The 24,336-nt window shown below is 58.6% G+C and carries 17 protein-coding genes and 8 pseudogenes; 17 read left to right on the top strand and 8 right to left on the bottom strand.

The window, feature by feature from the left end; translation table 11 throughout:
• Positions 1 to 11: 11 nt before the first annotated feature.
• A complete protein-coding gene (locus tag QA645_RS39705) occupies positions 12 to 926 on the bottom strand; it encodes an amino acid ABC transporter permease (protein ID WP_283046439.1) in 915 nt (304 codons plus the stop codon).
• A gap of 667 nt (positions 927 to 1,593) precedes the next feature.
• Here QA645_RS39705 and QA645_RS39710 point away from each other — a divergent pair.
• The 4 genes and pseudogenes from QA645_RS39710 to QA645_RS39725 all read left to right on the top strand — a co-directional run bounded on the left by QA645_RS39710 (position 1,594) and on the right by QA645_RS39725 (position 4,790).
• Entirely contained in the window at positions 1,594 to 1,998 is a 405-nt protein-coding gene (locus QA645_RS39710; protein ID WP_283046440.1) for a transposase, read from the top strand.
• A gap of 60 nt (positions 1,999 to 2,058) precedes the next feature.
• A complete protein-coding gene (gene tnpB / locus QA645_RS39715) occupies positions 2,059 to 2,340 on the top strand; it encodes an IS66 family insertion sequence element accessory protein TnpB (protein WP_349253156.1) in 282 nt (93 codons plus the stop codon).
• Between the two features lie 71 nt (positions 2,341 to 2,411).
• Positions 2,412 to 4,041 (top strand): annotated as a pseudogene (locus tag QA645_RS39720) (IS66 family transposase).
• A 293-nt stretch (positions 4,042 to 4,334) separates the two neighbouring features.
• The gene (locus QA645_RS39725) at positions 4,335 to 4,790 is read left to right on the top strand and encodes a thioesterase family protein (protein ID WP_283046441.1); all 456 of its coding nucleotides are present in this window, start codon (positions 4,335 to 4,337) and stop codon (positions 4,788 to 4,790) included.
• A gap of 1,118 nt (positions 4,791 to 5,908) precedes the next feature.
• Here QA645_RS39725 and QA645_RS39730 read toward each other — a convergent pair.
• Positions 5,909 to 6,691: a carnitinyl-CoA dehydratase gene (locus tag QA645_RS39730; RefSeq protein ID WP_283046442.1), complete on the bottom strand. Its 783-nt coding sequence runs from the start codon at positions 6,689 to 6,691 to the stop codon at positions 5,909 to 5,911.
• Positions 6,692 to 7,791: 1,100 nt separating this feature from the next.
• Here QA645_RS39730 and QA645_RS39735 point away from each other — a divergent pair.
• The 3 genes and pseudogenes from QA645_RS39735 to QA645_RS39745 form a co-directional block, all read left to right on the top strand.
• Complete coding sequence (locus QA645_RS39735) at positions 7,792 to 8,193, top strand: transposase (RefSeq protein ID WP_283046443.1); 402 nt, start codon at positions 7,792 to 7,794, stop codon at positions 8,191 to 8,193.
• Between the two features lie 23 nt (positions 8,194 to 8,216).
• Positions 8,217 to 8,441, top strand: a complete 225-nt coding sequence (tnpB, locus tag QA645_RS43420) for an IS66 family insertion sequence element accessory protein TnpB (RefSeq protein ID WP_349253157.1) — start codon at positions 8,217 to 8,219, stop codon at positions 8,439 to 8,441.
• Between the two features lie 141 nt (positions 8,442 to 8,582).
• Positions 8,583 to 9,431: pseudogene (locus tag QA645_RS39745) on the top strand (transposase); the annotation flags it as partial.
• 234 nt (positions 9,432 to 9,665) lie between these two features.
• On the opposite strand, the pseudogene QA645_RS39750 reads toward QA645_RS39745, so the two are convergent.
• A pseudogene (locus QA645_RS39750) lies at positions 9,666 to 10,570 on the bottom strand (IS110 family transposase).
• 111 nt (positions 10,571 to 10,681) lie between these two features.
• On the opposite strand from QA645_RS39750, the pseudogene QA645_RS39755 reads away from it, so the two are divergent.
• A pseudogene (locus QA645_RS39755) lies at positions 10,682 to 11,442 on the top strand (IS66 family transposase); the annotation flags it as partial.
• Positions 11,443 to 12,806: 1,364 nt separating this feature from the next.
• Here the strand turns inward: QA645_RS39755 and QA645_RS39760 are convergent.
• The 3 genes from QA645_RS39760 to QA645_RS39770 all read right to left on the bottom strand — a co-directional run bounded on the left by QA645_RS39760 (position 12,807) and on the right by QA645_RS39770 (position 16,103).
• A complete protein-coding gene (locus QA645_RS39760) occupies positions 12,807 to 13,688 on the bottom strand; it encodes a 3-keto-5-aminohexanoate cleavage protein (RefSeq protein ID WP_283046444.1) in 882 nt (293 codons plus the stop codon).
• A gap of 518 nt (positions 13,689 to 14,206) precedes the next feature.
• On the bottom strand, positions 14,207 to 14,932 hold the full coding sequence (locus QA645_RS39765) for a hypothetical protein (protein WP_283046445.1): 726 nt from the start codon (positions 14,930 to 14,932) through the stop codon (positions 14,207 to 14,209).
• A 154-nt stretch (positions 14,933 to 15,086) separates the two neighbouring features.
• Entirely contained in the window at positions 15,087 to 16,103 is a 1,017-nt protein-coding gene (locus QA645_RS39770; RefSeq protein ID WP_283046446.1) for a 3-hydroxyacyl-CoA dehydrogenase NAD-binding domain-containing protein, read from the bottom strand.
• A gap of 1,411 nt (positions 16,104 to 17,514) precedes the next feature.
• Between QA645_RS39770 and QA645_RS39775 the strand changes: the two genes are divergently transcribed.
• The 8 genes and pseudogenes from QA645_RS39775 (at position 17,515) to QA645_RS39815 (ending at position 22,128) form a co-directional block, all read left to right on the top strand.
• On the top strand, positions 17,515 to 18,462 hold the full coding sequence (locus tag QA645_RS39775; protein ID WP_283046447.1) for an aminotransferase class IV: 948 nt from the start codon (positions 17,515 to 17,517) through the stop codon (positions 18,460 to 18,462).
• A gap of 13 nt (positions 18,463 to 18,475) precedes the next feature.
• Complete coding sequence (locus QA645_RS39780; protein ID WP_283046448.1) at positions 18,476 to 19,681, top strand: glycine C-acetyltransferase; 1,206 nt, start codon at positions 18,476 to 18,478, stop codon at positions 19,679 to 19,681.
• Positions 19,682 to 20,003: 322 nt separating this feature from the next.
• A pseudogene (locus QA645_RS39785) lies at positions 20,004 to 20,132 on the top strand (IS66 family insertion sequence element accessory protein TnpB); the annotation flags it as partial.
• Between the two features lie 51 nt (positions 20,133 to 20,183).
• Positions 20,184 to 20,372: a hypothetical protein gene (locus QA645_RS39790; RefSeq protein ID WP_283053671.1), complete on the top strand. Its 189-nt coding sequence runs from the start codon at positions 20,184 to 20,186 to the stop codon at positions 20,370 to 20,372.
• A pseudogene (gene tnpB, locus QA645_RS43425) lies at positions 20,369 to 20,722 on the top strand (IS66 family insertion sequence element accessory protein TnpB). The gene QA645_RS39790 and the pseudogene tnpB (QA645_RS43425) overlap by 4 nt, the downstream one beginning before the upstream one ends.
• Before the next feature lie 69 nt (positions 20,723 to 20,791).
• Positions 20,792 to 21,214 (top strand): transposase, encoded by a 423-nt coding sequence (locus QA645_RS39800; RefSeq protein WP_283046450.1) that lies wholly within the window; start codon positions 20,792 to 20,794, stop codon positions 21,212 to 21,214.
• Positions 21,183 to 21,455 (top strand): annotated as a pseudogene (locus QA645_RS39805) (IS66 family transposase zinc-finger binding domain-containing protein); the annotation flags it as partial. The gene QA645_RS39800 and the pseudogene QA645_RS39805, both read left to right, overlap by 32 nt.
• A 193-nt stretch (positions 21,456 to 21,648) precedes the next feature.
• Entirely contained in the window at positions 21,649 to 22,128 is a 480-nt protein-coding gene (locus tag QA645_RS39815; RefSeq protein ID WP_283046451.1) for an IS66 family transposase, read from the top strand.
• A 123-nt stretch (positions 22,129 to 22,251) separates the two neighbouring features.
• On the opposite strand, the pseudogene QA645_RS39820 reads toward QA645_RS39815, so the two are convergent.
• Positions 22,252 to 22,781: pseudogene (locus tag QA645_RS39820) on the bottom strand (integrase core domain-containing protein); the annotation flags it as partial.
• 45 nt (positions 22,782 to 22,826) lie between these two features.
• Between QA645_RS39820 and QA645_RS39825 the strand changes: the two are divergent.
• On the top strand, positions 22,827 to 23,015 hold the full coding sequence (locus tag QA645_RS39825) for a transposase domain-containing protein (protein WP_283046452.1): 189 nt from the start codon (positions 22,827 to 22,829) through the stop codon (positions 23,013 to 23,015).
• A 110-nt stretch (positions 23,016 to 23,125) separates the two neighbouring features.
• On the opposite strand, the gene QA645_RS39830 is transcribed toward QA645_RS39825, so the two are convergent.
• Positions 23,126 to 24,295, bottom strand: a complete 1,170-nt coding sequence (locus tag QA645_RS39830) for a M20 aminoacylase family protein (protein WP_283046453.1) — start codon at positions 24,293 to 24,295, stop codon at positions 23,126 to 23,128.
• Positions 24,296 to 24,336: the final 41 nt, after the last annotated feature.

Genomic DNA, 24,336 nt, shown 5'->3' on the forward strand with positions numbered 1-24,336 from the left:
TTCTTCCCAGGCTAGCGTGGTTTTGTATTGCGAGCGCCGCGTGCGTAATGCCGCTCTAATCGAGCTTGAAGGAACGTAAGCACAGTAACCACGATCAAGTACCAGAATGCAGCAACGATCAGCATTTCGATTACGTAGTTGTTCACGTAATAGATGTTCTCTGCGTTGTGAACAATTTCCGAAAACTGGATCACGCTGGCGAGTGATGTCAGCTTGACCATGCCGATTAGCTCATTGCCAATCGGGGGCACAATGACACGCATCGCCTGCGGGAGGATGATTCGGTGCAGCGCCTGAAGACGGGGCATTCCGATCGCGCTCGCCGCCTCATACTGTCCTTGATCGACAGATAATAGTCCGGCGCGCACCACTTCCGAGGTATAGGCTCCCTGATTGATGCCCAATCCGAGCAACGCTGCAAGAAACGGCGTCATCACGTCTACCGTACGCAGCTCGAAGAGACCCGGAATGCCGAGCTTGGGAAACACCAGCGCAAGATTGAACCAAAGCAGCAACTGCAGCAATAACGGCGTGCCGCGAAAGAACCAGACGTAGCTAGCCGCGGCCCAGTTGACCACGGGATTGGCGGAAAGTCGCATGATCGCGACCGTCACTCCAATCAGAACTCCTAGTAGCATCGCCAAGGCGGCCATCAGAACAGTGTTGCCGAGCCCGAGGAGGATGGTGCGCGCCATGAGGTAACGACCAACAATAGTCCAGTTGATCTGACCGTGGACGAAGGCCAGCACAATCCAAGTGGCTAGCGCCACGACCGCGACACCACTAAGATAGCGCCCTACCTGCTTGCGCGAAACGTGCTCTAATTTAGAGATGTCATCCACGGCGTGGTCTTGCTCGCTGCTGGTTAATTTCCCGACCAAGGCATTTGATACGTAAATTGTCTCCAGCCCCGCCTTCAACATCAACCGGCCGACTTCTGAGGATCGTCATTTCTGCACTGGCATGCTCGCTGCGCCCCTCTGCATCAAGCTGCGGAAGAAGCTACGCCACCTACCTATGAATTTCCATCAATGTGAGACTTAACTCCGCATAAAATTACCACTATTAAGGTCTATCGTAGTGAATTTCTGCGCTGCCGAGAGCACCTTTTCTATTGGCCTTGGTCGAAACAGTGGACTCGTACGCGAGCCTGCGTCGCCTGCACATACAATGACGGCGCTGCGCAAAATCTGGGTACGTGAGTAAGGACACCACGTGCTAAGGCACTTCCCTGTGTGCCGGGAGCCTGCTGGCCTACGGCTCGCTCGAACTTCGCCAGGTTGCGTTCCTGAAGGGCGCTGCTCTCCTCCCGACTGTGGCGATGGTTCTGGGCGTGCGCTTCTAAGATTAGGCGTGCCTACTGCTCTCCCCGCTTCCTATCACCGGGGCCCGTTTTTTTTGGCTGGCAAAAGGCAATTGCCGCAAGTCGATGTAGCTGTCGAGGTTCGCGCGATCACACTTGGTTTGTACACAATTTGAGCGATGAGCTCAGATTCCGGATTGATCATTCCTAGGCCGGTTCAGCATTCGGCACGTCTCCCTCCGGTGAGGGCCGTCTTGCCGGGTTAAGAGGAGTGCTGTGTAACAGCCCTTATGGACAGCAATAAGTTCAGTGCACAGATTGAACGGTTCGAGGTTGTCGAGACTGGCCGTCGCCGTCGCTGGACGGATGACGAGAAACTCAAGGTCGTTCTGGAGAGTTTGCAGGCCCCGCGCGCGGTCTCGTCGACAGCACGGCGATACGGCATCTCGCGCTCGCTGCTGCTGACTTGGCGACGATCGTTTGGGACGCGGACGAGCGATACTGAACGACCTCAGCCAGCCTCTGTGCCGGCGATGGTGATGCCGGACCAACCGCCGGTGCCGCCAGTAGCTTTGGCCGGGCCAGCGGGCGGACGCATGGAGATTGTCGTCGGCAAGGCCTGTCGCGTGATCGTGGACGCCGGCGTTGATATGACCGCGTTGTCTCGCGTGTTGGATCTGCTGGAGCGGCGATGATCCCGATCGCGGCAGGGGCAAGAATCTGGATCGCGACCGGTCACACTGACATGCAAAGGCATGCAGGGTCTGGCATTGCTGGTGCAGGAGGGGTTGGGGCGAGATCCTTTTGCCGGCGACGTCTTCGTGTTCCGTGGTCGTGCTGGCACACTGATCAAGGCGCTTTGGCACGACGGGATCGGACTATCGCTCTACGCCAAACGGCTGGACCGTGGGCGCTTCATCTGGCCAGCGGCGGTGGATGGGGTGGTGTCGCTGACGGCAGCTCAGATGGGCTACTTGCTGGAGGCAATCGACTGGCGCAACCCTCAACACAGCTGGCGGCCGCAGAGCGCAGGATAAGTTGCGCAATAGTCCGGTGAGATTGCCAAAAAGCGCGCGCCAAATCGCGGCTTTTGTGATTCCATCGGTGCATGGGTGACGGTCCTGAGAAGCTGCCGGAAGACATTGAGGCGCTGCAGGCGGCGTTGCTGGCGACGCGCGCCGAACTCGCCAACGTTCGCGCCCAGCAGTCCGACGACCATGCGCTGATCGCTCACCTGAAGCTGCAAATCGAAAAGCTGAACCGTGATCGTTATGGCCCTCGCGCGGAGCGTACCGCAAGGCTGCTGGATCAGCTCGAACTGACGCTCGAGGAGCTCGAGGCCTCAGCGACTGAGGACGAACTCGCCGCCGATATGGCTGCGGCCAAGACCACGAAGGTGGCCTCGTTCACGCGCAAGCGGCCATCGCGCCAGCCGTTCCCCGAGCATCTGCCTCGCGAGCGGGTGGTCGTGCCAGGACCTGTGATGCGCGCCTGCTGTGGTGGCTCGCGGTTATCCAAGCTAGGGGAGGACATTACCGAGAAGCTGGAGGTCATCCCGAAATCCTGGAAGGTGATCCAGCACGTCCGGGAGAAGTTCAGCTGCCGTGATTGCGAGAAGATCAGCCAGGCCCCGGCGCCTTCCACGTCATCGCCCGTGGTTGGGCCGGCCCCAGCTTGCTGGCGATGGTGCTGTTCGAGAAGTTCGGCCAGCACCAGCCGCTGAACCGGCAGGCCGAACGCTATGCCAAGGAAGGCGAGTAGGTCAGCCTGTCGACCCTGGCCGACCAGGTTGGTGGCTGCACGGTTGCGCTGACGCCCTTGTTCCGGCGCCTTGAGGCCTATGTGCTGAGGGCCGAGCGATTGCACGGGGATGACACGACGGTGCCTGTCCTGGCCAAAGGCAAGACCGACACCGGCCGCATCTGGGTCTATGTACGCGACGACAAGCCTTTTGGCGGGCAGGCTCCGCCGGGGGGCAGTATTTTATTACTCGCGCGATCGCGCCGGCGAGCATCCCCAGGCCCATCTGGCCGGCTATAGCGGCATCTTCCAGGCCGATGCCTATGGCGGCTATGGCAAGCTTTACGAGGCGGGCCGCAACGCAGGTCCGATCCTGGAAGCCGCGTGCTGGGTCCATGCCAGACGGCCGTTCTTCGTGATGGATGATCTGGCGGAGAATGCGCGCCGCAAGGTGCAGGGCAAAAAGCCTGCGGTGATCTCGCCGCTGGCACTGGAAGCAGTCCGTCGGATCGATGCCCTGTTCGAGATCGAGCGCGGCATAAACGGCGAGACGCCTGAGCGGCGCCGGGCCGTGCGCCAGGAGCTCAGCGCGCCGCTGGTCGCCGCTCTGGAAGCCTGGATGCGTGAGCAACGCGCCAAGCTCTCTCGGCGCAACGACGTTGCCAAGGCGATGGACTATATGCTCAAGCGCTGGGGCTCGTTCACCCGCTTCCTTGAGGATGGCCGCATCTGCCTGTCGAACAACGCCGCCGAACGAGCCCTGCGCGGCATCGCCCTGGGGGCGGAAGTCTTGGCTGTTCTGTGACTCCGACCGAGGTGGTGACCGGGCCGCGATGATGTACAGCCTGATCGTCACGGCCAAGATGAACGACCTCGATTCACAAGCTTGGCTCGCCGACGTCCTGGCGCGCATCGCTGCACATCCGGCCCACCGGGTCGACGAACTCTTGCCCTGGAATTGGCGCGACCGGAACAAGCAAGCCAATCAGGCTGCCTGAGTGACCGCTGCGCGGTACTCACCGGATGCTTACTTCGGCACAAACGTTCTTCAGTTTTTATCGCGAGCAGAATTTCGGCGCTGATTGCGCCTGGACCGGAGAAAACAAGACCTAAGGTTGGGCTAAGCTTTGCTGACGGGTTCGACTGGTGCCTCGGTGGCCTCTGCTCGCCGGTTAGCCGCTATACGCACCTCGACTAGCAAGTAGTCAGAGCTGATAGCGGCGCGAACTAGGAGCAGCGAGGGCAGGCAGCCCTGCCGCACGCAATTCAGTCAAACTTTGTGGGGTAGAATATGGCTTGGGTTAAGACCTGGGAAGGCGTCGTCGACAAGGACTGGTTGGACAAGCTCGACCATGTCAATTTCTTGACCTACCAGCGAATTGCCGATCTTGCGAGTATGGAAGTGTGGCGCCGTGCGAAGCATGACTTTGCGCCTGGGTCGGACCTGCAGTTCGTCCTGACCGAGACCAACGTTCGCTATGTTCGCGAGCTGCGCTTGGGAGTAACGGTTGCCATCTATACAACCTTGATTGCCTCCGACACGAAGCGGTTTCATCTCTTTCATCGAATCGAGAGCGCCGGCGATCTCGCTTGCACAGTCGAAACGCTGAACCTCTGTTTCGACCCAACGAGCCGGAGGGTCGCCATGTTCACCGCGCCGATCAGCGGATACTTCGCGGCATGGGGCAGCCCTCCGGCCGATGCCCAGCCGCGATTGTCAATTACCCGAAGACCATTTCGCCGCTGAATTGTTTGAAATCGCCATACTCTCGACCTTTATCCGCCCCGCTCGATTAGCGCTTAGCCGTGTCTGGCAAAGGTTGCGCAAAAGCAGACTCTAGAAAAGGGATTTCTACGTCAAAGGTCCGCTTGTTTGACGCACGTGATGGCTGCAGGCCCAAAGGACAATCCTAGGAGCGGGACAAGGACGATCTCTTGAGTATGGTGCCGTTCGCGCCTATTCGGGTTGAGTCGTGTGTGCCGCCGCAGCCAAGTGGCCGAAGTGCCATTCACCACGATGGTCGCGCGTCGACGGAAAAGTTGGGCATCATCGAGATTGCTTGGTAGCACACCCCATGCGGGTCAATGGCGACGATGGAGACGCACTACGCCGTATGCTTTGCACCGCCGATGATGCCAAGTTTCCATGCGCGAGTGTCGATCGAAACAGCTGCACGGATATAGGCGAAGGCTTCCCGTCGGTGGCACTCCAGGTGCAGTAGGTGCTGCGAAGAACCCGCCCCCGGACGCATCAACCCTAGACGAAGGCGCGTCGGGCCAGCCGAGCGCGAGATCGGCGCCGATTGCTAAGTTCAGTTTTAGCTGGATCTACATCCGATTTCCTGTGACGCTGCATTACAGACCGATAGAATGCCGGATTCTAGCGAGTACAGTTCCAAATCCCGCGAGCTAAGCCGGGCTCAGGCATTGCACACATGGATGTCCAACGACTGCCGCTTCCCGCCGGCCACCTCTACCGCCGAACCGGCGATCCGATCCCGACTAGCGGCAACTGTGGACTTCTCGGAGAGTTCGCAGTCCCGCGCCGGTGACACACAAGTGCCTAACACCTCCGAGATCATCCTGCCTTCTCCCATGGTCACAAAACGCGTCCTAACGAGCGCAGGAGCCAGAGGGCCATCTGACCCTCACGGAATCTGGCGGGACACAAATCTGATCTGACCCGGTTCGAAAGGCTGGGGAGCGCTCCCCCGCCGGTTCTCGGTTCTCACCGAGCGCTGTGGGATTGTATCGAATTTATGGGTCAATGCCGGGCAGAAAAGACGGATTTGTCAAACAGCCCACCACAACCTGTCGTTTCCTCCGTGGCGCCTCTTGGCTTAATATCTCCTGCCCGAGCCGTGACTACCTTCCTTTCCATACTGGAACGCGCTTTTCTGCAAATGCAAGCGCGCCCTCAAGACGGTCCTCTGAACCATAGAGTATGTCGACCGTTGCAAGCTGACGCCTGTTCACTCGGTTCAGAGCATCTTGATAGCTCAGCGGCTCAGCCGCTCGCACCGTCTCCTTAATAGCGGCGAAGACAAGGGGCGGCCCGCTCGCGAGTAACCTCGCGATCTCCCACACGCGCTCTTCAAGCTTTTGCTTCGGAAGCACTTCGTTCACCAAACCCCAGCGATGCCCCTCCGCCGCGGTTATAGAACGGCCAGTGTAAAGAAGATCCAACGCAATGTGAAACGGAATACGCTTCGGCAGTTTGACCGATGCCGCATCGGCGAGCTGGCCAGCGCGAATCTCTGGCAGCATGAAAGAGGAATTATCGGACGCATAGATTAGATCGCAGGAGAGAGCCAACTCGAATCCACCACCAGCGGCTATACCATTGACACAGGCGATTACTGGCTTGTTGAGGTCGCGCAGACCTTGCACGCCACCAAATCCACCAACACCATAATCCGCGTTCGCGGGCTCTCCAGCCGCCGCAGCTGCCAGGTCCCAGCCGGCACAGAAAAACCTGTCACCTGCGGTTTTTAAAATCGCAACACGCAGCTCCGGATCATCGCGAAAAGCCTTGAAAGTCTCGCCCATTATCCGAGACGTTTTAGCGTCAATAGCGTTAGCCTTCGGTCGGTCGAGTGTGACTTCGAGGATCGCCCCCTCTCGGAGCGTGGTTACAACCTCAGTCATTCGTTCCTTCTCCATTGTCGACCATCGAGACCAGACTGGTGCCTATTCGCCTCTTGCCCCTTCAACGCGCTCGCACGCCTCTGTCAAATCGCGTCGCCCTTGAATCTAGCTTTCGCCATAGCCCCTCATGGAGCAGTCTATCTCTATTCAGCACACGTTTTTTGCAAAGAGCTAGCAACGCGCGCCGAAATCCTTCACTGCGGGGCAAGTAGAACGAGCAAATCTATATATCGCTTCACGCAGGTCCCGCAGGATGGCCGCTATGTTCCGAGCTAAGGTGAACTAATTTTTACGACGATTGGATATCCGAGTTTGTTCGCGCCCCCCAAGCAGCATCGACGCTTCCCGAAGAAACGGCGTCGACGACAGGACTTCAACAGAAGCCAGGAACTCGACCCCGGGCTCTCGAAAGAGCTTGCCGCGGTTTTATAGAGTTGCGTCTCTCTACCCGGTCGCTCGATCGGGGGCCTCTTCTGCATTGGCGAAAGGGGACGAGGTCACGTCCCTGCACGATGAAGAGCCCGAATCGTGTTGTGCCGGCTCGGAAGCGGTACATTTACTAAGCAACCTATCGATTCTCTCGAGCGACGTTGAACCAACGCTGTCGTCGACTCACACGCTACAAGCTGTTTGTTTTTGCTGCCAGTTCTACTGGGTGTACCGCCGACGTTTCGTATCTCGCACCATTTCGGCCAGGGTGACTTGGATTAAAACGACTTTGCAGAAAGTGCCGTATCCGTCCGGTGAGGAACGAATGACGCGTGTTATTGAGTACTTTCGAAGGACAACGATAGGCGCAGTGTCGAAGTCGAACGGCTTGACAGGCCAGCGGCTACGCTGGTCTGAGGACAAGATCCTCAAGATCGGCCTGAGTGCTTACAGATCTTTGGCAGGTCGCAACGAGAACGCGGCGATACGGCGTTTCGCGCTCATTGCTGCTGCGATGGCGACGTCGTTTCGGCCTGAGCCGAAGGACTGGCGGTCAGACTTATTTGTGCCGACGATGTTGTTCGGTACGCCTCCGACGAGGGCGTTCTTACGTGACGGGTGGCAATTCGCGAAGCGTGTGACCTTAAGTCTAGCTTTAAGGTCATCAGGCGATGCAGGTCGAGGTTTTGGACGGGCTGGAGCGACGGCGGCGCTGGTCGCAGGACGAGAAGGCACGGATTGTCGAGGAGACGCTGGCACCGGGCGCAAAGGTAACAGAGGTTGCGCATCGCAACGGAGTAGCGGCTAGCCTGGTGTTTACCTGGCGTCGACAAGCACGCACATCGGAACAAGCTGTACCATCTTTTACGTCGGTGCAGATCGCCGCCGTAGCGTCCTCGGCTGAGGAAACTCCGAAGCTTTTGCCTGCGGTTGATGGCCGAGTTCGCTCAGCGGCAGCCGCGCGTACTGGATTGATAGAGATCGATCTTGGCAACCGACGGTGCATCCGGGTGGATGCGCACGTCGATCCGGAGGCGCTGGCGCGGGTCCTTGATGTGCTTGGACGCCGATAATTGCTATACCGGGGAGTGAACGAGTGTGGCTCGCGACAGGCAACACGGATATGCGCAGAGGCTTTCCATCGCTGGCCCTCCAAGTGCAGGAGGTACTGAACAAAGACCCGATCAGCGGTCATTTGTTCGTCTTCCGCGGTCGCCGCAGCGATCTCGTGAAGGCGATCTGGCACGATGGCCAGGGAACCTGCTTGTTCATAAAAAAAACTCGAGAGAGGAAATTCATCTGGCCAGCGGTTGCCGGGTGAGTCGGTAACGATCTCGCCGGCGCAGTTGAGCTATCTGCTGTCCGAGATCGATTGGCGCAATCCGCAAGAAACCCAGCGTCCGACGCGGGTCGGATAACCGTTTTGGGTTTGAACCTGCTGCTAATCTGATTCAATGGCTTCATGATATCGAAGCCGGACGACCTCCCGTCGGACCTTGTCAATGCCTTGGCAGCGCTGCAAGCCGAGCGTGAGGCGCGGCTGCGAGCCGAGGCGATAGCTGCCAGCGCGCAGGCGGAGCTGTCGGATAACGCGGCGCTGATCGCGCATCTCGAGCTGCGGATCGAGAAGCTCAAGCGCGAACTGCACGGGCAGCGATCCGAGCGCACGGCGCGGCTGATCGAGCAGCTGGAGTTGAAGCTCGAAGAACTCGTCACCACGGCGAGCAAGGATGAGCTTGCCGCGCAGGCCGCAGCGGTGATGACGCAGAACGTCCGCCCCTTCATGCCCAAGCGGCCGGTTCGCCAGCCATGGCCAGACGACATCGAACACAAGCGGGTCGTCATCGAGGCTCCAACAAGCTGCGCCTGCTGCGGTGGATCGCGGCTGGCGAAGATCGGGGAGGATGTGACCAAGACGCTGGAGGAGATCCCGCGTCGCTTCAAGGTGATCGAGACAGTACGCGAGAAGTTCACCTGCCGCGATTGCGAGAAGATCAGCCAGCCGCCGGCACCGTTCCATGCCACGCCGCGCGGCTTCATCGGTCCGCAATTGCTGGCGACGATCCTGTTCGACAAGTTCGGCATGCATATCCCGCTCAATCGCCAGAGCGTGCGCTTCAAGGCCGAGCGGATCGACCTGCCGCTGTCGACGCTGGCCGACCAGGTCGGCCACGGAACGTTCGCCGTCATGCCGCTGTTCCAGCTGATCGAGCGTCATGTGCTCGCGGCCGAGCGCCTGCATAGTGACGACACCACCATCCGCATCCTGGCGAAGGGCAAGTGTACGACCGGCCGGATCTGGACACATCTATGGACGGTCCCCGCTTTGCAAAGTACATTTGCTTTGCTTTGTTCTGACTAACGATCGTTTGCAGCTATCTATTCGGCTTTATGGCAATGCCACGAGCCTTGATGAGATCCGCGGATCGGCGCCCAATTACGTTGACGAGCTCTGAAGCTCGATAAGTCCAACGGGCTTAGCCGCCCCGGTCCGACCGGTTGCCATCACTCTGCACCCGCCCTCGCGAACGGAACCGCGCTCGTTTTATACTCGCGAGCGGTAATCTTCACCGCTGGCCATAATCGCCCAAGCAATCCCAGCCGTTTTGTGAGCAAGCGCAACCGTCACGACATTGAAGGGACGCCTGCCGAGTAGCTCTGCTATCCAGGTATTGGTGACTTGATGGATACGGACGCGATGAACGGCTGCTCCGGCGCCATGTATCGGCAATTTACGAATGTAGCCGTCGCCGCGCTTACTGATACCACCCAAACGCTCCTTACCCCCGGTCGAATGCTGCTTCGGTACTAATCCAAGCCAGGCAGCGAAATGCCTTGCCGAAGCGAACTGTTGTGGATGGTCGACCTATGCCGCCAGCGCGGTGGCAGCATATGAACCGATGCCTACTACCTTCATGAGACGCCGACAGACTTCATTGTCGTTGGCAGTTGCAAGAATCATCTTCTCGTAGTCTTCGATGTGAAGCTCAAGGTCTTCGATCTGATCGACAAGGATTGACGGGGCGCTACGCGCGCTCTGTGGAATGCGCTCATCAACATCCACGAGTGTCATCCAAATGACCACGCAGAGCATTTATCGCGCCTGTGCGTTGTCGAATGAGCAAATCGCGCGTGCGATGTAGCATTAAAATTCCCTGCTGTTCGACCGCTTTTATAGGGACAAAGCGCATGCCGGGGCGTTGAACGGCTTCCCAGCACGCCTCCGCATCAGCGCATCATGCTTGTTTGTCTTTACGTAGGCTCGTACATAGCGGGCCGGCATAAGACGTGCTTGTGTCCAAGCTTTATTAGTTCACGAGCCCAGTGATGAGCGCTGCCGCAAGCCTCAAGACCAACGAGACAACTTGGAAGCCGTGAAAAGAAATCGAGAACCTTCCCGCGAGCGAGCTTCTTGCGGATAATTTCTCCATCCTCTGTGATCCAGTGGATTTGAAATCAGCTTTTCGAGATATCGAGCCCGATTGTCATCATAGGCATAGCTTGTTCTCCTTCTTGGATGATTTCGGAGTTTATCAGGGCGGGGACCGTCCATCACATTCTGTGCGGGATGACCGGCCGTTCGCCGGACCTGCGCCGCCGGCGGCGGTCTATTACGCCTCGGGCAACCGAAGGGGCGTGCACCCCCAGAAGCATCTGGCCGCCTTCACCGGTATCCTGCAGGCCGACTGCTACAGCGGCTTCGAGCCGTTGTTGGACCCGAAAAGGAAAGCGATGCCGATCACGCCCGCATTTTGCACGCCCATGTGCGGCGGGGCTTCTTCGAGCTGGCTGACATCGAGAAAACCGCCCGGGACGGCCAGAAAGGCAAGCCGGTCTCCCCGATCGCGCTGGAGGCGGTCAGGCGTCTTGATGCCCTGTTCGAGATCGAGCGCACCATCAGTGGCCGCTGTGCTGACGACCGGCGCGCCGTGCGCCAGGAACAGAGCAGGCCGCCGTTGGACGACATGCGCGACTGGCTGCTCCGCGAGCGAGAGACCCTGTCGAGCTAGTCCGAGGTCCTGAAGCCCGTGAATTACATGCTCAGGCGCTGGGACGACTTCGCCCGCTTCCTCGACGACGGCAGGGTCTGCTTGACCAACAATTGCGCTGAACGCGCATTGAGAGGCATTGCCTTGGGACGGCGCAACTGGACCTTCGCTGGCAGCCAGCGCGGCGCCGATCGGGCCGCCATCATGCTGACGATGATCACGATGTGCCGTCTCGACGACGTCGATCCAAAGGCTTGGCTCGCCGACGTCCTCGCCCGGATCGCCGATGATCCCGCATCGCGTCTGCACGAACCGCTGCCCTGGGAATGGAAGCTCCTGCGCCAAGCCCCCCGATCAGCAAGCTGCCTGACCTTCACCCATCGCCATCATATAGCTCGCCGAGCCTCGCGCGCACGCGTCAATCAGGCGGTCCTCGTCGTATGCGTACGTTGTTCGCGGATCAGGATTCATTTCTTATCCTGTCGTGCTGCCCAGCAGGGCGGGTCAATCGGGATTGAGTTTGCGGCCGGGACTCGATGTGGATCACGAGTAAGGTCGACACGGCGACGCTGAAGGCCGCCGTGGCGACGCAGGCAGATGGACGCCCGTTCGCGACCGTCTGTGTGGTGGCCCAAGTTCACTGGCGACCGTGTTATTCTACTCGCCCGATCGTGGCGGTGCGCAGCCCGAGCAGCATCTGGCAGGCTCTGCCAGGCTGAGGCAGGCCGGCTCCTAAGCCGGCTTTGGCGCGCTCACGAGGGCAATCGCAAGGGCGGACCCGCTCGTCGAGGCCGCGTGCTGGGCGCACGCAGGCGCAAGTTATTGGATCTGGCGAGGGTCAGCAAGGCGCCGATCGCAGCCGAGGCGGTCAAGCGCGTGGGCGTTCGCCGTTTCGCCCAAGCTCTGCTGCGCAGTAGCTCTTGCGTGCTTGTCAGGAGCGTAACCGCCCCTGATGGTCGAACTACAAGCGTCGCTGCGCGCGCAGAGCGCCAAGCTCTCCTGGAACAACGACACGACCAAAGTGGCCAATTGCTGCCTTAGCCGCCGAGACGCATTTAGCCGCTTCTCTCTAGGACGGACGACTTTGCACGTTGAGTAATACTGCTGGGCGTGCTCACACCTCTCAAGCGCGATTAGCCTTCCGTCCGAAAGCTGAGTAGCCCAAGGCCTTCTGCCGGATGCGCGCAAAATGTCGGCATTCCGATCTCTTCCTATCCTCTGGAATATCCTTGAGGGTTCGCTTCGAGATTCTCGATAAGCCGGAAGTCTGTGTAGGCGGAGCGCCGAGACCTTTCAGATTGTGTGTACGTAGCCTTAGGGGCACCATTAGAGAATTCATCTTCAGCAAGGGTGCTCATAGTGGACGACCATTCGGACTACATCAAAGGGTAATTGTTGCAGGCCGGCCCGAGCTGGCCTGCTGCGCATGTTACAGCGTGGTCTTTGAGCACGCTGCGACCGAGCGCGTAGGCGAGTGGGAGTTGCTCTGAAGCACTGAGCATCATATGGGGTTCGTTGAGCGTGGCTCGTCATGCAGCAAAGAGCGAAGGGTGAAGGACGCAGTTCTCGGGGGCGGGCTTTTGGCGTCGGCTGCAACGGTCACCTCGCGATTGGTGCTGCAGGCCCTACCAGCACGTGTAGGCCTGCGTGTTCACCACGGGCGCCTGGGTCCAGCCCGCGCCTGCCGGAAAGAACTCTTACCCGCGCTTCACCAAGCCGAGCATTTGGCGCGTTTCCGCTGGTGTGGCGATGCTGGCGCCCATCCTCTCAATAATGCCAACCGCATTGTCGACGAGTTCGGCGTTCGATGCCAGCATACCGCGCCGCAGGTAGATATTGTCCTCAAGACCGACGCGAACATGCCCCCCTAGGGTTACGATTGCCGCAACTGTGGCCATTTCGTCCTGACCGCAACCGAATCCAGCCCATATCGCGCCGGGAGGTAGTATCTCTTTCATCGCCTGGATAACGATCGGCTCCGCTGGGGCGCCGTAACCGGTGCTGAGACAGAATTGGAACAATGGCGGGTCAATAAGCGTGCCTTCCGCGATAAGTTTCTTGGCATTCTCGATGTGACCGAGGTCAAAGCATTCGATCTCGGGCTTGACGCCCGCCTGCTGCATAAGCTTCGTCATTTCGCGCAGGTCAGACATTCGCGCTACATAGATCGATTCGCCGAACGCCAGAACGCCGCAATCAAGAGTGGCGATCTCCGGCTTGAGGGTGATCGCTTGAAGGACTCGATCTTTCGGGCTCTTGAGGTTAGTGGCCTTGCCGAGCGTCGGTGGGTCAAGGGAATCGAGCGTGATGCTCCCATCCATTCCGCATGTCAGGTTGATGATAACGTCGGTAGACGAGTCGCGGAGCTTCTTTACGACCTGCTCATAAAGCTCCAGACGGTTTGAAGGCGTGCCGTCTGTCTCTCGGACGTGGACGTGAACGATGGCAGCGCCTGCTTTCGCTGCATCAATGGCTGCTTCTGCAATTTGCGAAGGCGTCTTGGGAATGTGCGGATGCTTTGCAACGACTGCCGCATTCCCGCCAGTGATTGCGCACGTCAGAACGACCTTTCGAGACATCAGTGGCTCCTCTACTAGTACCGTTGAAACCGTCTAGAGACGGTATTTAGAAAAACTTGTTGGTCTCGTCGCGCGCCGGCGCTGAGGGTCGCGGCACGACTGACGCTCCGCAGGATGCCTTCGCCTTGATATCGGCTGGCTTTACGCAGTGTTTTGAGAACCTCGGCACGGACGGCAGGCTTGCTCGCCACTCGAACGTTGAGCTGCATGTGCTCCGCTGTCGCCGCTCGCGTACCATCGCGACAATCGATCATCTCGTGATAGAGCAGGAAACCCATCACGTCAAAGTCTATGGTTCGCGTCTTGACCGCGTGGGTACTGCCTGTACAAACCTCACATAGAACTCTCCTGCGGAAAGGGATTGCCCCTGCTCCAAATCGGTTAGCCACGTCTACTCGGCACGCTAGAGCAACGGGCTTGCAAAAACATATCGACCCGCGAATAAGTCCCATTGATATCGAGCGGGGGGCAGCAATAACTGGAGGTCACGCGGTCCGCTCCTGCCAAATTTCGCGGGCCTACTCTTTCGGCGCGTGCACAAGTCCTGCTGAGACGGCAGATTCGAGAGCAAGTCTGCACGCGGTCGAGATGTCGTAGATCGGTCGACCAAACCTGCGACGTATTGCTGGTGTGATCGCCGGGAAAAGGGTGCAGGTGAAAAGCAGCGCACCAACCCTGGGATTTGTCTCAAGCAACCGCTTGACGCACGTGTCGACATCTTGCCTGATCTCCGAGAGCTCAGTCGGCCGGTTCATCGCCGAATTCCGCGACATGTTGCCGCCTTCGATGCCAACAACGACAATCCTTGCGCGCTCGGCTGGGTCGGTGACGCCAAGGAGATCTTCAGCGAATAGAGTCGAATCGGATGTGACAACGCCGATCTGGGTACTCGGAGCCAACTGGCGGAGCATAGCGGGCAGAAGGACTAGCGATGATAGCACCACAGGGACGTCCACGGCAGCCGCGACAGCGGTCTGGTAGCGAATCGCAAAACCGCAGTTGGAGCCGATGGCCACGGCACCTTGTTCGACCAGCTTGCGTGCGGCGGCGACATAGGCCGGGACAAGCGTGAGATCGCCACCCATCGTGCGATCCACCGTAGACCCTTTGACGCTCTCGATGACTACGGGAAAGCCGTACGTTTCCGCGCTCATTAGCGAACCAGGCTGCGGCGTGGGCCTTACCCAGCTCGGCTCGCGCTCGAAGTCAAGGATTCCAAGACAACTTGTACTAATCGACGCCATGAGGATATCCAACTAAGCCGTGTGCGATTGACCATAGAAGCCCTGCAAGGTGCATTTCTTCGAATTCGGCACAGTTCCGGGCGAAAGAATGTGTTTCATGAAGAGCAAGGCGATGTCTACTACTAGACTTGGGTTCTACCTGCCACGAATATCTCTAACCAGCGGCGCGGTCTCGCAACCCCTGTTCCCAGCGCGCCAAGGTCTCGCCCGCACCAAATCCCTGATCGCGCAATCCCTGCAGCACTGCCACAAGCGCCTCATCGCGCTTCGCTAACATCTCACATCCTGAAAGATTATCCGCTTTCACCTGCGCGTCTGATTGCTCCGCCAGCGTGTCAAGAAAATCAGCGGTGAGTTCCGGGACTTCAGTGAGCTTCGTCCACGGCCATTTTAGCATGGGCCCCCACTGCTCGAGGTAGCGGCGAATTCCAGCCGCGCCACCGCTCATCCGGAAAGGACCAACCACCGCTCGACGCAAGCCAAAGGAGTAGCGGACAGCGTCATCCACCTCCTGCACAGTCGCCAAGCCATCATGCACCAGCCACAGCGCCTCGCGCCACATCGCTTCCTGAAGCCGGTTAGCGATAAATCCATCAACCTCCTTGCGCACTACGAGCGGGTGCATACCGATCCCACGGTAAATCTCGTCCGCCCGCGCGATGGCATCCGCCGCCGTCTGCTGCCCCCCACAGAGCTCAACGAGTGGGAGCAAATATAAGGGGTTGAAAGGGTGCGCAACGAGTAGACGCTCGGGATGTTCTATTTTCGCCTGCAGCAACGTCGGACGTAGACCCGACGTCGAGGAGCAGAACAGAACCTCAGGCGGCGCCGCACGACTCGCGGCCGCGAGCAGCTCCTGCTTGAGCCCCAAACGCTCAGGCGCAGACTCCTGCACGAGATCCACATCGCGCACTGCGTCCGGGACCGAGTTCGCAAGCGTCAGAGTGCCCTCCTTTGGCAGCGGCACCCGCGTCAATCGCTGGTATATCCGGCGCACATGATTCAAAGTCTCTTGAACCTGCTCGAGCGCCCCCGGAGCTGGATCATAAAGCCGCACATTTACTCCGTTGAGGGCAAATCGTGCGGCCCAGCCACCCCCGATCGTCCCGCCTCCCAACAATCCAACTACCTGCAGCGGCTTCCCAGACCTGAACTTTGAATTCTCTACCATTGACCCTCTACTCTCGGAGTACAACATGGGCGCAAGCGCACCTCGAACTCTCTCGAGATTTCAACTATCGGCTACACAGGACCGACTCCGAGTGCAATCCGCGCGACGCTACTCGCACATCACCACAACGAGCGAAACGAACTCTGCTGAGCGCTGCCCATCTACAGGCACCTCGCCTGAAGTTACTCCCACCTCTGTCGATAATGCGAATAACAGCATGATATCGCGCCCGCCGGGCTGAGGTTCACTAATATGCTCAGTTCGGAGCAGAATTGCTGCGTTTTTTATCCCCAAGTTGACGCATTCATCTCCGAAGCCCCTGCAGAACCCAACAGAGGTGCATCTAAACTTTCGAGTAGATCGGGACAGCGCAAATGCCGCAGCAAGCGCGCCCTTTTTGCCATTGGGTTCGCGGTCTGAAAACGAGCGCACGGAGGCAAAACAAACGAGTTTTGCGCGAACACGTTCACAAAACGAATGCAGCCTTAAGATCGTTGACGACAGTCAGCGAGCCGAAATGGGCGCACAACACTCTTCGCCCTAGCGGACGCTGGACACTCATACTTTCGCTGGACCGTATGCGGTGCGGAGCAATGGCTCTCAATGCGGACAACACTCTTGTGCGAGAGGCGACGCTTGCGCTCGTCGGGATGCGCGTGCCTTACACATTTAAGCAATTTGGGGATCACTTCCTGAACAGATGTTCCTACTGCATCATCACCTATTGGCTAACCATCGCCTCATTTCTTGCAATAAGCTTCACGGATGAGCGACAAAACTCGACCGCTGCGTCGGGCTGTTCGCCCGCCGTTCGATGTTGCGCGACTCCCCCACCTCCTCGGTGCGGTTGATAACCCAGTTTGTTTACCGAGCGTCCGCATAGAGACACCCATTGTTTTGGTGAGTCCGCGCCACACTCTTAGTTTATTCCCGGTTGATAGCTCAGTGCTAAAAGCGCCCAAAGGCCCTTCGCGCCGCCCGGCCGGGACGGCATCAGGGTTTGCACTTCGTGCGCGGCCGAACTCTCGTTGATCTGCCTCGCATATTGCGACGCATCCAAGTCTACGATAGTCGCCAAAATCGCTTCATGCAAAGCCCTGGCAGATTAAACTCTTCATTCCCCCCGTCAGACGGCGGCCGAATGGTCGGCACGAACGTTGCCAATTAAACAGCGACTCGTGCGTGTGAAAGCTTCGCCTATAACGTTCAGACGCATAATTTAGGCCGGACGAGGTGCCACATCGAGGGAATACGGCTCGTGAGACTGTTAGCATCCGACCTGACTAGGTCCAGTGGGCCGCCCCCGTTCCGATCCTCGACATCTTTGATGGAGCGCCATGTCCGAGATGCTGGTTTTCCTAAAGAAAGACTTCGTTCCTTGTCTCAATCCCTCCTATTTCCAGTGCCCCCGATGACAGAGCTCTCACCGGTGCTTTCGGCGATTGATAAGCATCACATCGACCGACGGTGCTACCCCCATGGAGTCGCTTTCATGGATGGGCAATACCTGCCAATGTCCGAGGCCAAGATCTCTGTGCTCGATTGGGGTCTTCTCCACTCGGACGCGACCTACGACACCGTCCACGTGTGGAATGGCCGGTTCTTCCGATTGGATTTGCATCTTGACCGCTTTCTTGCAGGCGTTGAACGCCTTCGAATGAAACTGCCTTACGACCGCGGGAAAATCGCCTCGATCCTCGAGCAATGCGTCGCCTTGTCTGGCCATAAATCCGCTTACGTTGAGATGATCTGCACGCGTGGCTCATCGCCGATATTCAGCCGTGATCCTCGCCAAGCAGAGAATCGCTTCATTGCGTTTGCTGTTCCGTATGGCTCGGTCGCGAACAAGGAACAATTGGAAAGAGGCTTGCACGTCGCGATTAGCGAGACCGTTCGCATCCCGCCAAATTCAGTCGATCCTACGATCAAGAACTATCATTGGCTCGATCTCGTAAAGGGCCTTTTCGATGCTTACGACAAGGGCGCCGAGACGGCGCTGATCCTAGATGCGAACGGACATGTCGCTGAAGGGCCAGGGTTCAATGTGTTTCTTGTAAAAGATGGATCGTTGAGGACACCCGCTTTTGGAGTACTGCCCGGTATCACGCGTCGCACCGTCCTCGATCTTTGCGCTGAGATTGGGCTCCCCGCCACCGCTGGAGAAATCTGCCGTGACGATATCAAAACGGCTGATGAGGTGTTCATTACCTCCACAGCCGGCGGTATCATGCCCGTGACCCGCATCGACGACACTAAAATTGCCCAGGGGCAGGTCGGCTCCGTTACGCGCCGGCTGATGGATCTATACTGGCAAAAGCACGCAGATCCGGCGTGGTCGACTGCTGTCATTTATGCTTGATCGGAAATGAACCATGCGCTCGCTCTTTGGCCAGCGACTTCGTGACAATCTCGATCAGCTATCATCGCGGAAACTCCTGAAAATCGAGCAAGAGATCGCCTCGCCTCAGTCAACGCATGTTCACCTCCGCGCCCTCGGTGAGCGCGATCTCCTGAATATGTGCGCCAACAACTATCTTGGTCTAGCCAATCACCCAGCCCTGGTGCGAGCGGCCCATGCAGGTCTCGAACGGCATGGCTTTGGAATGTCGTCCGTGCGATTCATTTGTGGGACGCACTCAGTTCATCGATCACTTGAAAACAGGCTTTCCAGCTATCTTCGGACGGAAGACACGATCCTATTCGGTTCGTGCTTCGATGCGAACACCGGACTGTTTGAGGCTATGCTTGACGCTGACGATGCGGTAATCAGCGATCGTCTGAATCATGCAAGCATCATAGATGGAATTCGGCTCTGCAAGGCGAAGCGATTTCGCTACGCCAACAATGATATGAACGAACTAGAGCACGCTATACGCGAGGCAAGTCACTGCCGAACAGTGCTCGTTGTGACCGATGGCGTATTTTCCATGGATGGCGCTGCGGCGAATCTTCCAGGTATTTGCGAGCTTGCAAAACGTCACGGCGCGTTGGTCATGGTCGATGACTCTCATGCTGTGGGGTTTATCGGGCCAGAAGGACGGGGAACACCCGCGCAGTACGGGCTGGAAGATCAAATTGATATTCTTACCGGTACGCTCGGCAAAGCACTTGGCGGCGCATCTGGCGGGTACGTCTCAGGCCGTAGTGAGATCATTTCCTGGTTGCGACAGCGTGCGCGCCCATACCTCTTTTCAAACGCACTGATGCCTGCAATTTGTGAGGCTTCGTTGGCCGCAATCGACTTGGCAGAAAGCGCAGACGATCTCAGGCAGAATCTCTCTGCTCGCACAGGTCAGCTACGACAAGGATTGAGCGGCCTTGGATTTCATGTTTTGGGCAACGATCACCCAATTGTGCCCGTTATGACCGGGGACGCAGCAGCGGCGGTCCAGATTGCTGAATTCTTGCGTGCGCATGGCATTCTAGTCGTTCCGCTCTCGTATCCTGTTGTCCCGGAAGGCGCTGCGCGGATCCGCATGCAGGTAAGTGCCGCCCACAGTGCGGACGACATCGAAAGAGTAATTGCAGCATTCCGATCAGCAAGGTCGGACCTTAACAAGCCAACCGTCACACCCTAGCTCTAAGCTCCCTGGCTAGGAGTTCCAACATCAGTCTTCCGTAAGAGATCAATTCACGGCGGGAGCGCAAGATCGCTTCTCCGGCATGGCCCAAATACATTGAGGCAAGACTATACGGTCAGAACGCGTAGAAATCGAGCGCGCCACCTGATTGCACTCTGTCATTAAAGCGCGCTTGGTTCGGTAATTCGTAAGCGCCCAGCCAAAACCCTTGCTTCGGGATCTGGATAGCTGTGCGAAGAAGCCTCCGGCTTGGACGGAGGTTTGTAATGGTTTCGACAGAAAAAAGGACGTCCATTTGGACGTCTCATCGGCGGGGTCGGTGAGCCGGTTGGAAATCCTTGAAGGGCCCTCAGGACGTCGAATTCGGTCGGAAGCAGAGAGAGCCCGGATCGCTGCTGAGAGTCTGCTGCCCGGCGCCCAGGTATCCGAGATGGCGCGCAGGCACGGAGCGACGCGCTGGCAGATCTACGATTGGCGACGGCGGTTTCGACAGCGAGGTATGTTGCCGCTGTGTGAGGCGTCACCGCCGACATTTGCGCCGCTGGTCGTGGAACCTGCGTTAGAGGAGCGTCAGGCTCCGGCGATCAAGCTTGAGATCGCGATCGGTGATGTCGTGCTGCGGACAGATACGGCCATCGATGCCGAGCAGTTGTCCCGGGTGATCCGTGCGGTGCGAGCGTCACGATGATCGCGGCCGGTTCTGATCTGAAGATTTACATCGCGACGCGGCCGATCGACTTCCGGTGTGGCCATGATGGGCTTGCAGCGAAGGTGCAGGAGATGCTTCGTCTCGACCCGTTCAGCGGCGCAGCCTTCGTGTTCCGATCGAAACGAGCGGACCGGATCAAGATTTAGGTCTGGGATCGAACGGGCCTGGTGTTGGTGCACAAGCGCCTCGAAGGTTGCAAGTTTGTTTGGCCAACGATCGCGGACGGCGTGATGCGGATATCGCCGGCGATGTTCGCGGCCTTGTTCGAGGGGCTGGATTGGAGATTGGTCCGCCCGGAAGAAGCGCGGCGTCCTCAGGCGGCTGGATAACTGCGGCCGAATGACTCGGCTTCTATTTTGAACGTGGCACGCGCGGCGGCGATGTGCTCGAAATAGCGCATGAGCATCGCGACGCTGCGCGACGAAAATGAACAATTCAAAGCGCTTTTGGCGCAAACGCAGGCGGCCTTGAGCGAGCATCAGGCGGCGCTGGCGGCGGCGGAGGAAGCACGGCGTCGGCTGGAGGTCATTCTCGGCGAATTGCGCCACGACAGGTTCGGCGCGAAGTCCGAGAAGCTGCGGCCAGATCAGTATCATTTGCCGTTGGAAGACGTGGAGATCGCCCAAGGGATCCTGGACGCGGCGCAGGAGAGAGCCGCGGCTGTGATCAAGGGCCGATCGCGTAGCGATCCGGATCAAGGCTCTCGTCGCAACCGAGGCTGCTTGCCTGCCCATTTGCCGGTGGAACGGGTTAAGCACGCTCTGCTCGTGCGGTTGTGGGGCCATGACGATGATCGGCGAGAACATCAGCCAGCGCCTTGACGTGATCCCGGCGCAATGGCGCGTGCTGATCACGCGTCGCCCGAAATACATCTGTCGCCGGTGCTCGGGCCCCGTCTTGCAGGCGCACGCACCGGAGCACGTCGTGCCCGGCGGGCTGCGGACCGAAGCGGCTATCGCGCACGTGATCGTCTCCAAGTTTGGTGACCACACGCCGTTTTATCGTCAGGCCGAGATCTATGCGCGCCAGGGCATCCGGCTTGATCGGGCGATACTGGGCAACCGGTCCGGTCGCGCCTGCTTCCATCTTCAACCCATTGCGGACCACAAGCGTCGCCATCTGGCATGGCGGATCGCCTGTTCATGGATGAGACCACAGCGCCGGTGCTTGATTCTGGGCAAGGTCAAACGAAGAAAGGCTACTTCTGGGCGATCGCATCGGACGACCGCGGCCACAGCGGTCCAAGTCCACAATTGTGTTGTTCAGATATGCCCCCGGTCGCAGCGGTGCCTTCGCGCAGCAGTTCCTCGACGGCTTTGGCGGAAGCTTCCTGCAATGCGATGCCTATGACGGCTATGACGTCGATCGGCCGCAAGAGCCGTGGACGCTCGTGCATTGCTGGCGCCATTTGCGCCGGCGCTTTGTCAAATTGGTCCGCAACAACAAATCGCCGATCGCCGAGGCCGCCGTGCGGCACATCGCGCAGCTTTATGCCATCGAAGCCATGGCGCGCGGCTCACCGCCGGACGTCCGCCTAGCAGCGCGCAAGGAGCACTCGCAGCCGATGGTCGCCGTGTTGAAGTTGTGGTTCGAGAAGCAGCTGTCGATGATCTCCAGCGGCTCGGCGCTCGCCGAGGACATCCGCTATGCGCTCAATCATTGGCAGGGGCTGAGCCGCTTCCTTGAAGACGGGCGTCTCGAACTCGACACCACCCCGGTCGAGAACGTGACCTGAGCCCCAACTTTCATCCGCTGAAGAGTTCCGGTGACATTTGAGCCCAACGGGCTCGGTGGAGCAACGGGGCGCGGAGCCCTCGGCATAGAGCAGCGCGCTGCTCCGTTGCGGTCGGGGAGCATTACGATCGGCGAACTCGCTCGGGGTGAGGTGGCCGAGCGAGCTGTGCGGGCGAACGTTGTTGTAGTCGTCTTTCCGTGTGCTCATTGCGGCACGTGCCTGAGCCAGCGAAGTGAAGAGCGTCTCATTGAGGAGTTCGTCGCGCAGGCGGCCGTTGAAGCTCTCGATGAAGGCGTTCTGGGTGGGCTTGCCGGGGGCGATATAGTGCCGCTCGATCCGCATCTCATGGCACCAGCGCAGGATCGCCATGCCGGTCAGCTCGGTGCCGTTGTCGGAGACGCACATGACCGGACGATCACGCCAGGCGATTGACCTCGAGTTCACGGGCCACCCGCAGACCCGGCAGCGAGGTGTCGGCGACCAGCGCCAGGCATTCGCGGCGAAGTCGTCGACGACCGCGAGGATGCGGAAGCGCCGGCCGTCGACAAAGGCATCCGACAGGAAGTCGATGCTCCAGCGCTGGTTCGATCCCTGAGGGATCGCCATTGGCGCCCTCGTGCCGGCGCCCGTTTGCGCCCGCTGCGGCGGCGCATGACCGGCGAAGAGAGCGTTTTTTCCTGGTCAAGCAGACTGGCGGGATGGCGGAAATCGGGGCAGAAAACTGGGCCTTGTTTGCCTCGATCGTCGCCACCTGCAAGCTCAACGACGTCAATCCGGCAGCCTACCTTGCCGAAACGCTCCAGGTGATCATCGAAGGCCATCCCAATAGCAGAATCGGCGACCTCATGCCGTGGCGCTTCCGCAAGGCGTCAAGCCGGCATCAATAGGGTGACGGCTGAACGCTTACGGTAATCCAAGCTAGCCACATTTATCTGGTGTAGTTTTGCCAATCGCCAAGGCTTTGGGTGCCGAGATGAATCGAGACAAACCGGGTGATTCAGATAGCCAGCAATGTCTCAACCAAATTCACCCAATAGCCGATGCCATATGGCAATGCTTCGTCGTTGAAGTCATATGCAGGGTTATGCACACCTGCAGTCGGCCCGTTGCCAATGAAAATCATAGCGCCCGGGCGTGCCTCAAGCATGTAGGCAAAGTCCTCGGCCCCCATACCTGGTTTGATGCTCTCGTACACAGATGCGGACCCAACGAGACCGCGTGCCGCCCTGATCGCCAGATTGGTCTCTACGGTGTGGTTGAAGGTCACCGGGACCGATCGACGATATTTGAACTCGATATCCGCGCCGAATCCGCGCGCGATGCCTTGGGCAGCTGTCATGATCTGGCGTTCGGCAAAGTCTCGCAGCTCCGGAACATGGGTTCTAACAGTGCCGGCCATTTCGACTTGATCGGCAATGACGTTGTAGGCGTTGGCGGCATTCAACTTCGTCACTGAGATGACGAGAGACTTGATTGGATTCGTGTTCCGCGAGACCAGCATTTGCAAGCCGACGATGATCTGTGCGGCAATTACGACTGGATCGATGGTCTCATGCGGCTTGGCCGCATGGCCGCCCCGACCCTTTACGAGGATGTCGAAATCGTCTTGCGAGGCCATGATCGGTCCATGGCAAATGCTGAACTTGCCGATCTCGGTGCCCGGAGCGTTGTGCATCCCAAAAACTTTGGAGATGCTGAAACGGTCCATGATTCCTACCTGGACCATTTTCAGGCCGCCGGAAGGGAGTTCCACTTCTTCTGCCGGCTGAAAAATCAAGGCGACGCAGCCTTTGAAATTGCGCGTATTAGCAAGATATTTCGCTGCGCCCAACAACATGGCCGTATGACCATCGTGCCCGCATGCGTGCATTTTACCCAGCACTTTCGAGGACCACGGCTTGTTTGAGGCTTCGAGGATCGGCAGCGCATCCATGTCGGCCCTCAATCCAATGGTAGGACCGTGTCCACCCTTCCCTTGAATCAATGCAACGATGCCGGTTTCAGCTATCCCCGTTTCGATGTGATTGATACCGAACGAGGCGAGCTTCTCGGCGACGAACCTCGCCGTATTGTGTACCTGAAAGTCAAGCTCGGGATTTTCGTGAAGATAGCGGCGCCACGCCGTTACCTCTCCCTGCAAATCACGAAACTGATCAACACTATGCATGTCAGACCTTAAAATCCGAATCCATTATGATACAGCACCGT

The organism is Bradyrhizobium sp. CIAT3101 (assembly GCF_029714945.1).
Classification (GTDB): domain Bacteria; phylum Pseudomonadota; class Alphaproteobacteria; order Rhizobiales; family Xanthobacteraceae; genus Bradyrhizobium.

Excerpts from the sequence above, each read along its gene's own strand:
- QA645_RS39710 (WP_283046440.1), top strand. The coding sequence starts at position 1,594 with ATGGACAGCAATAAGTTCAGTGCACAGATTGAACGGTTCGAGGTTGTC.
- tnpB (WP_349253156.1), top strand. The coding sequence starts at position 2,059 with ATGCAGGGTCTGGCATTGCTGGTGCAGGAGGGGTTGGGGCGAGATCCT.
- QA645_RS39725 (WP_283046441.1), top strand. The coding sequence starts at position 4,335 with ATGGCTTGGGTTAAGACCTGGGAAGGCGTCGTCGACAAGGACTGGTTG.
- QA645_RS39730 (WP_283046442.1), bottom strand. The coding sequence starts at position 6,691 with ATGACTGAGGTTGTAACCACGCTCCGAGAGGGGGCGATCCTCGAAGTC.
- QA645_RS39735 (WP_283046443.1), top strand. The coding sequence starts at position 7,792 with ATGCAGGTCGAGGTTTTGGACGGGCTGGAGCGACGGCGGCGCTGGTCG.
- QA645_RS39760 (WP_283046444.1), bottom strand. The coding sequence starts at position 13,688 with ATGTCTCGAAAGGTCGTTCTGACGTGCGCAATCACTGGCGGGAATGCG.
- QA645_RS39765 (WP_283046445.1), bottom strand. The coding sequence starts at position 14,932 with ATGGCGTCGATTAGTACAAGTTGTCTTGGAATCCTTGACTTCGAGCGC.
- QA645_RS39770 (WP_283046446.1), bottom strand. The coding sequence starts at position 16,103 with ATGGTAGAGAATTCAAAGTTCAGGTCTGGGAAGCCGCTGCAGGTAGTT.
- QA645_RS39775 (WP_283046447.1), top strand. The coding sequence starts at position 17,515 with ATGACAGAGCTCTCACCGGTGCTTTCGGCGATTGATAAGCATCACATC.
- QA645_RS39780 (WP_283046448.1), top strand. The coding sequence starts at position 18,476 with ATGCGCTCGCTCTTTGGCCAGCGACTTCGTGACAATCTCGATCAGCTA.
- QA645_RS39790 (WP_283053671.1), top strand. The coding sequence starts at position 20,184 with ATGTTGCCGCTGTGTGAGGCGTCACCGCCGACATTTGCGCCGCTGGTC.
- QA645_RS39800 (WP_283046450.1), top strand. The coding sequence starts at position 20,792 with ATGAGCATCGCGACGCTGCGCGACGAAAATGAACAATTCAAAGCGCTT.
- QA645_RS39825 (WP_283046452.1), top strand. The coding sequence starts at position 22,827 with ATGGCGGAAATCGGGGCAGAAAACTGGGCCTTGTTTGCCTCGATCGTC.
- QA645_RS39830 (WP_283046453.1), bottom strand. The coding sequence starts at position 24,295 with ATGCATAGTGTTGATCAGTTTCGTGATTTGCAGGGAGAGGTAACGGCG.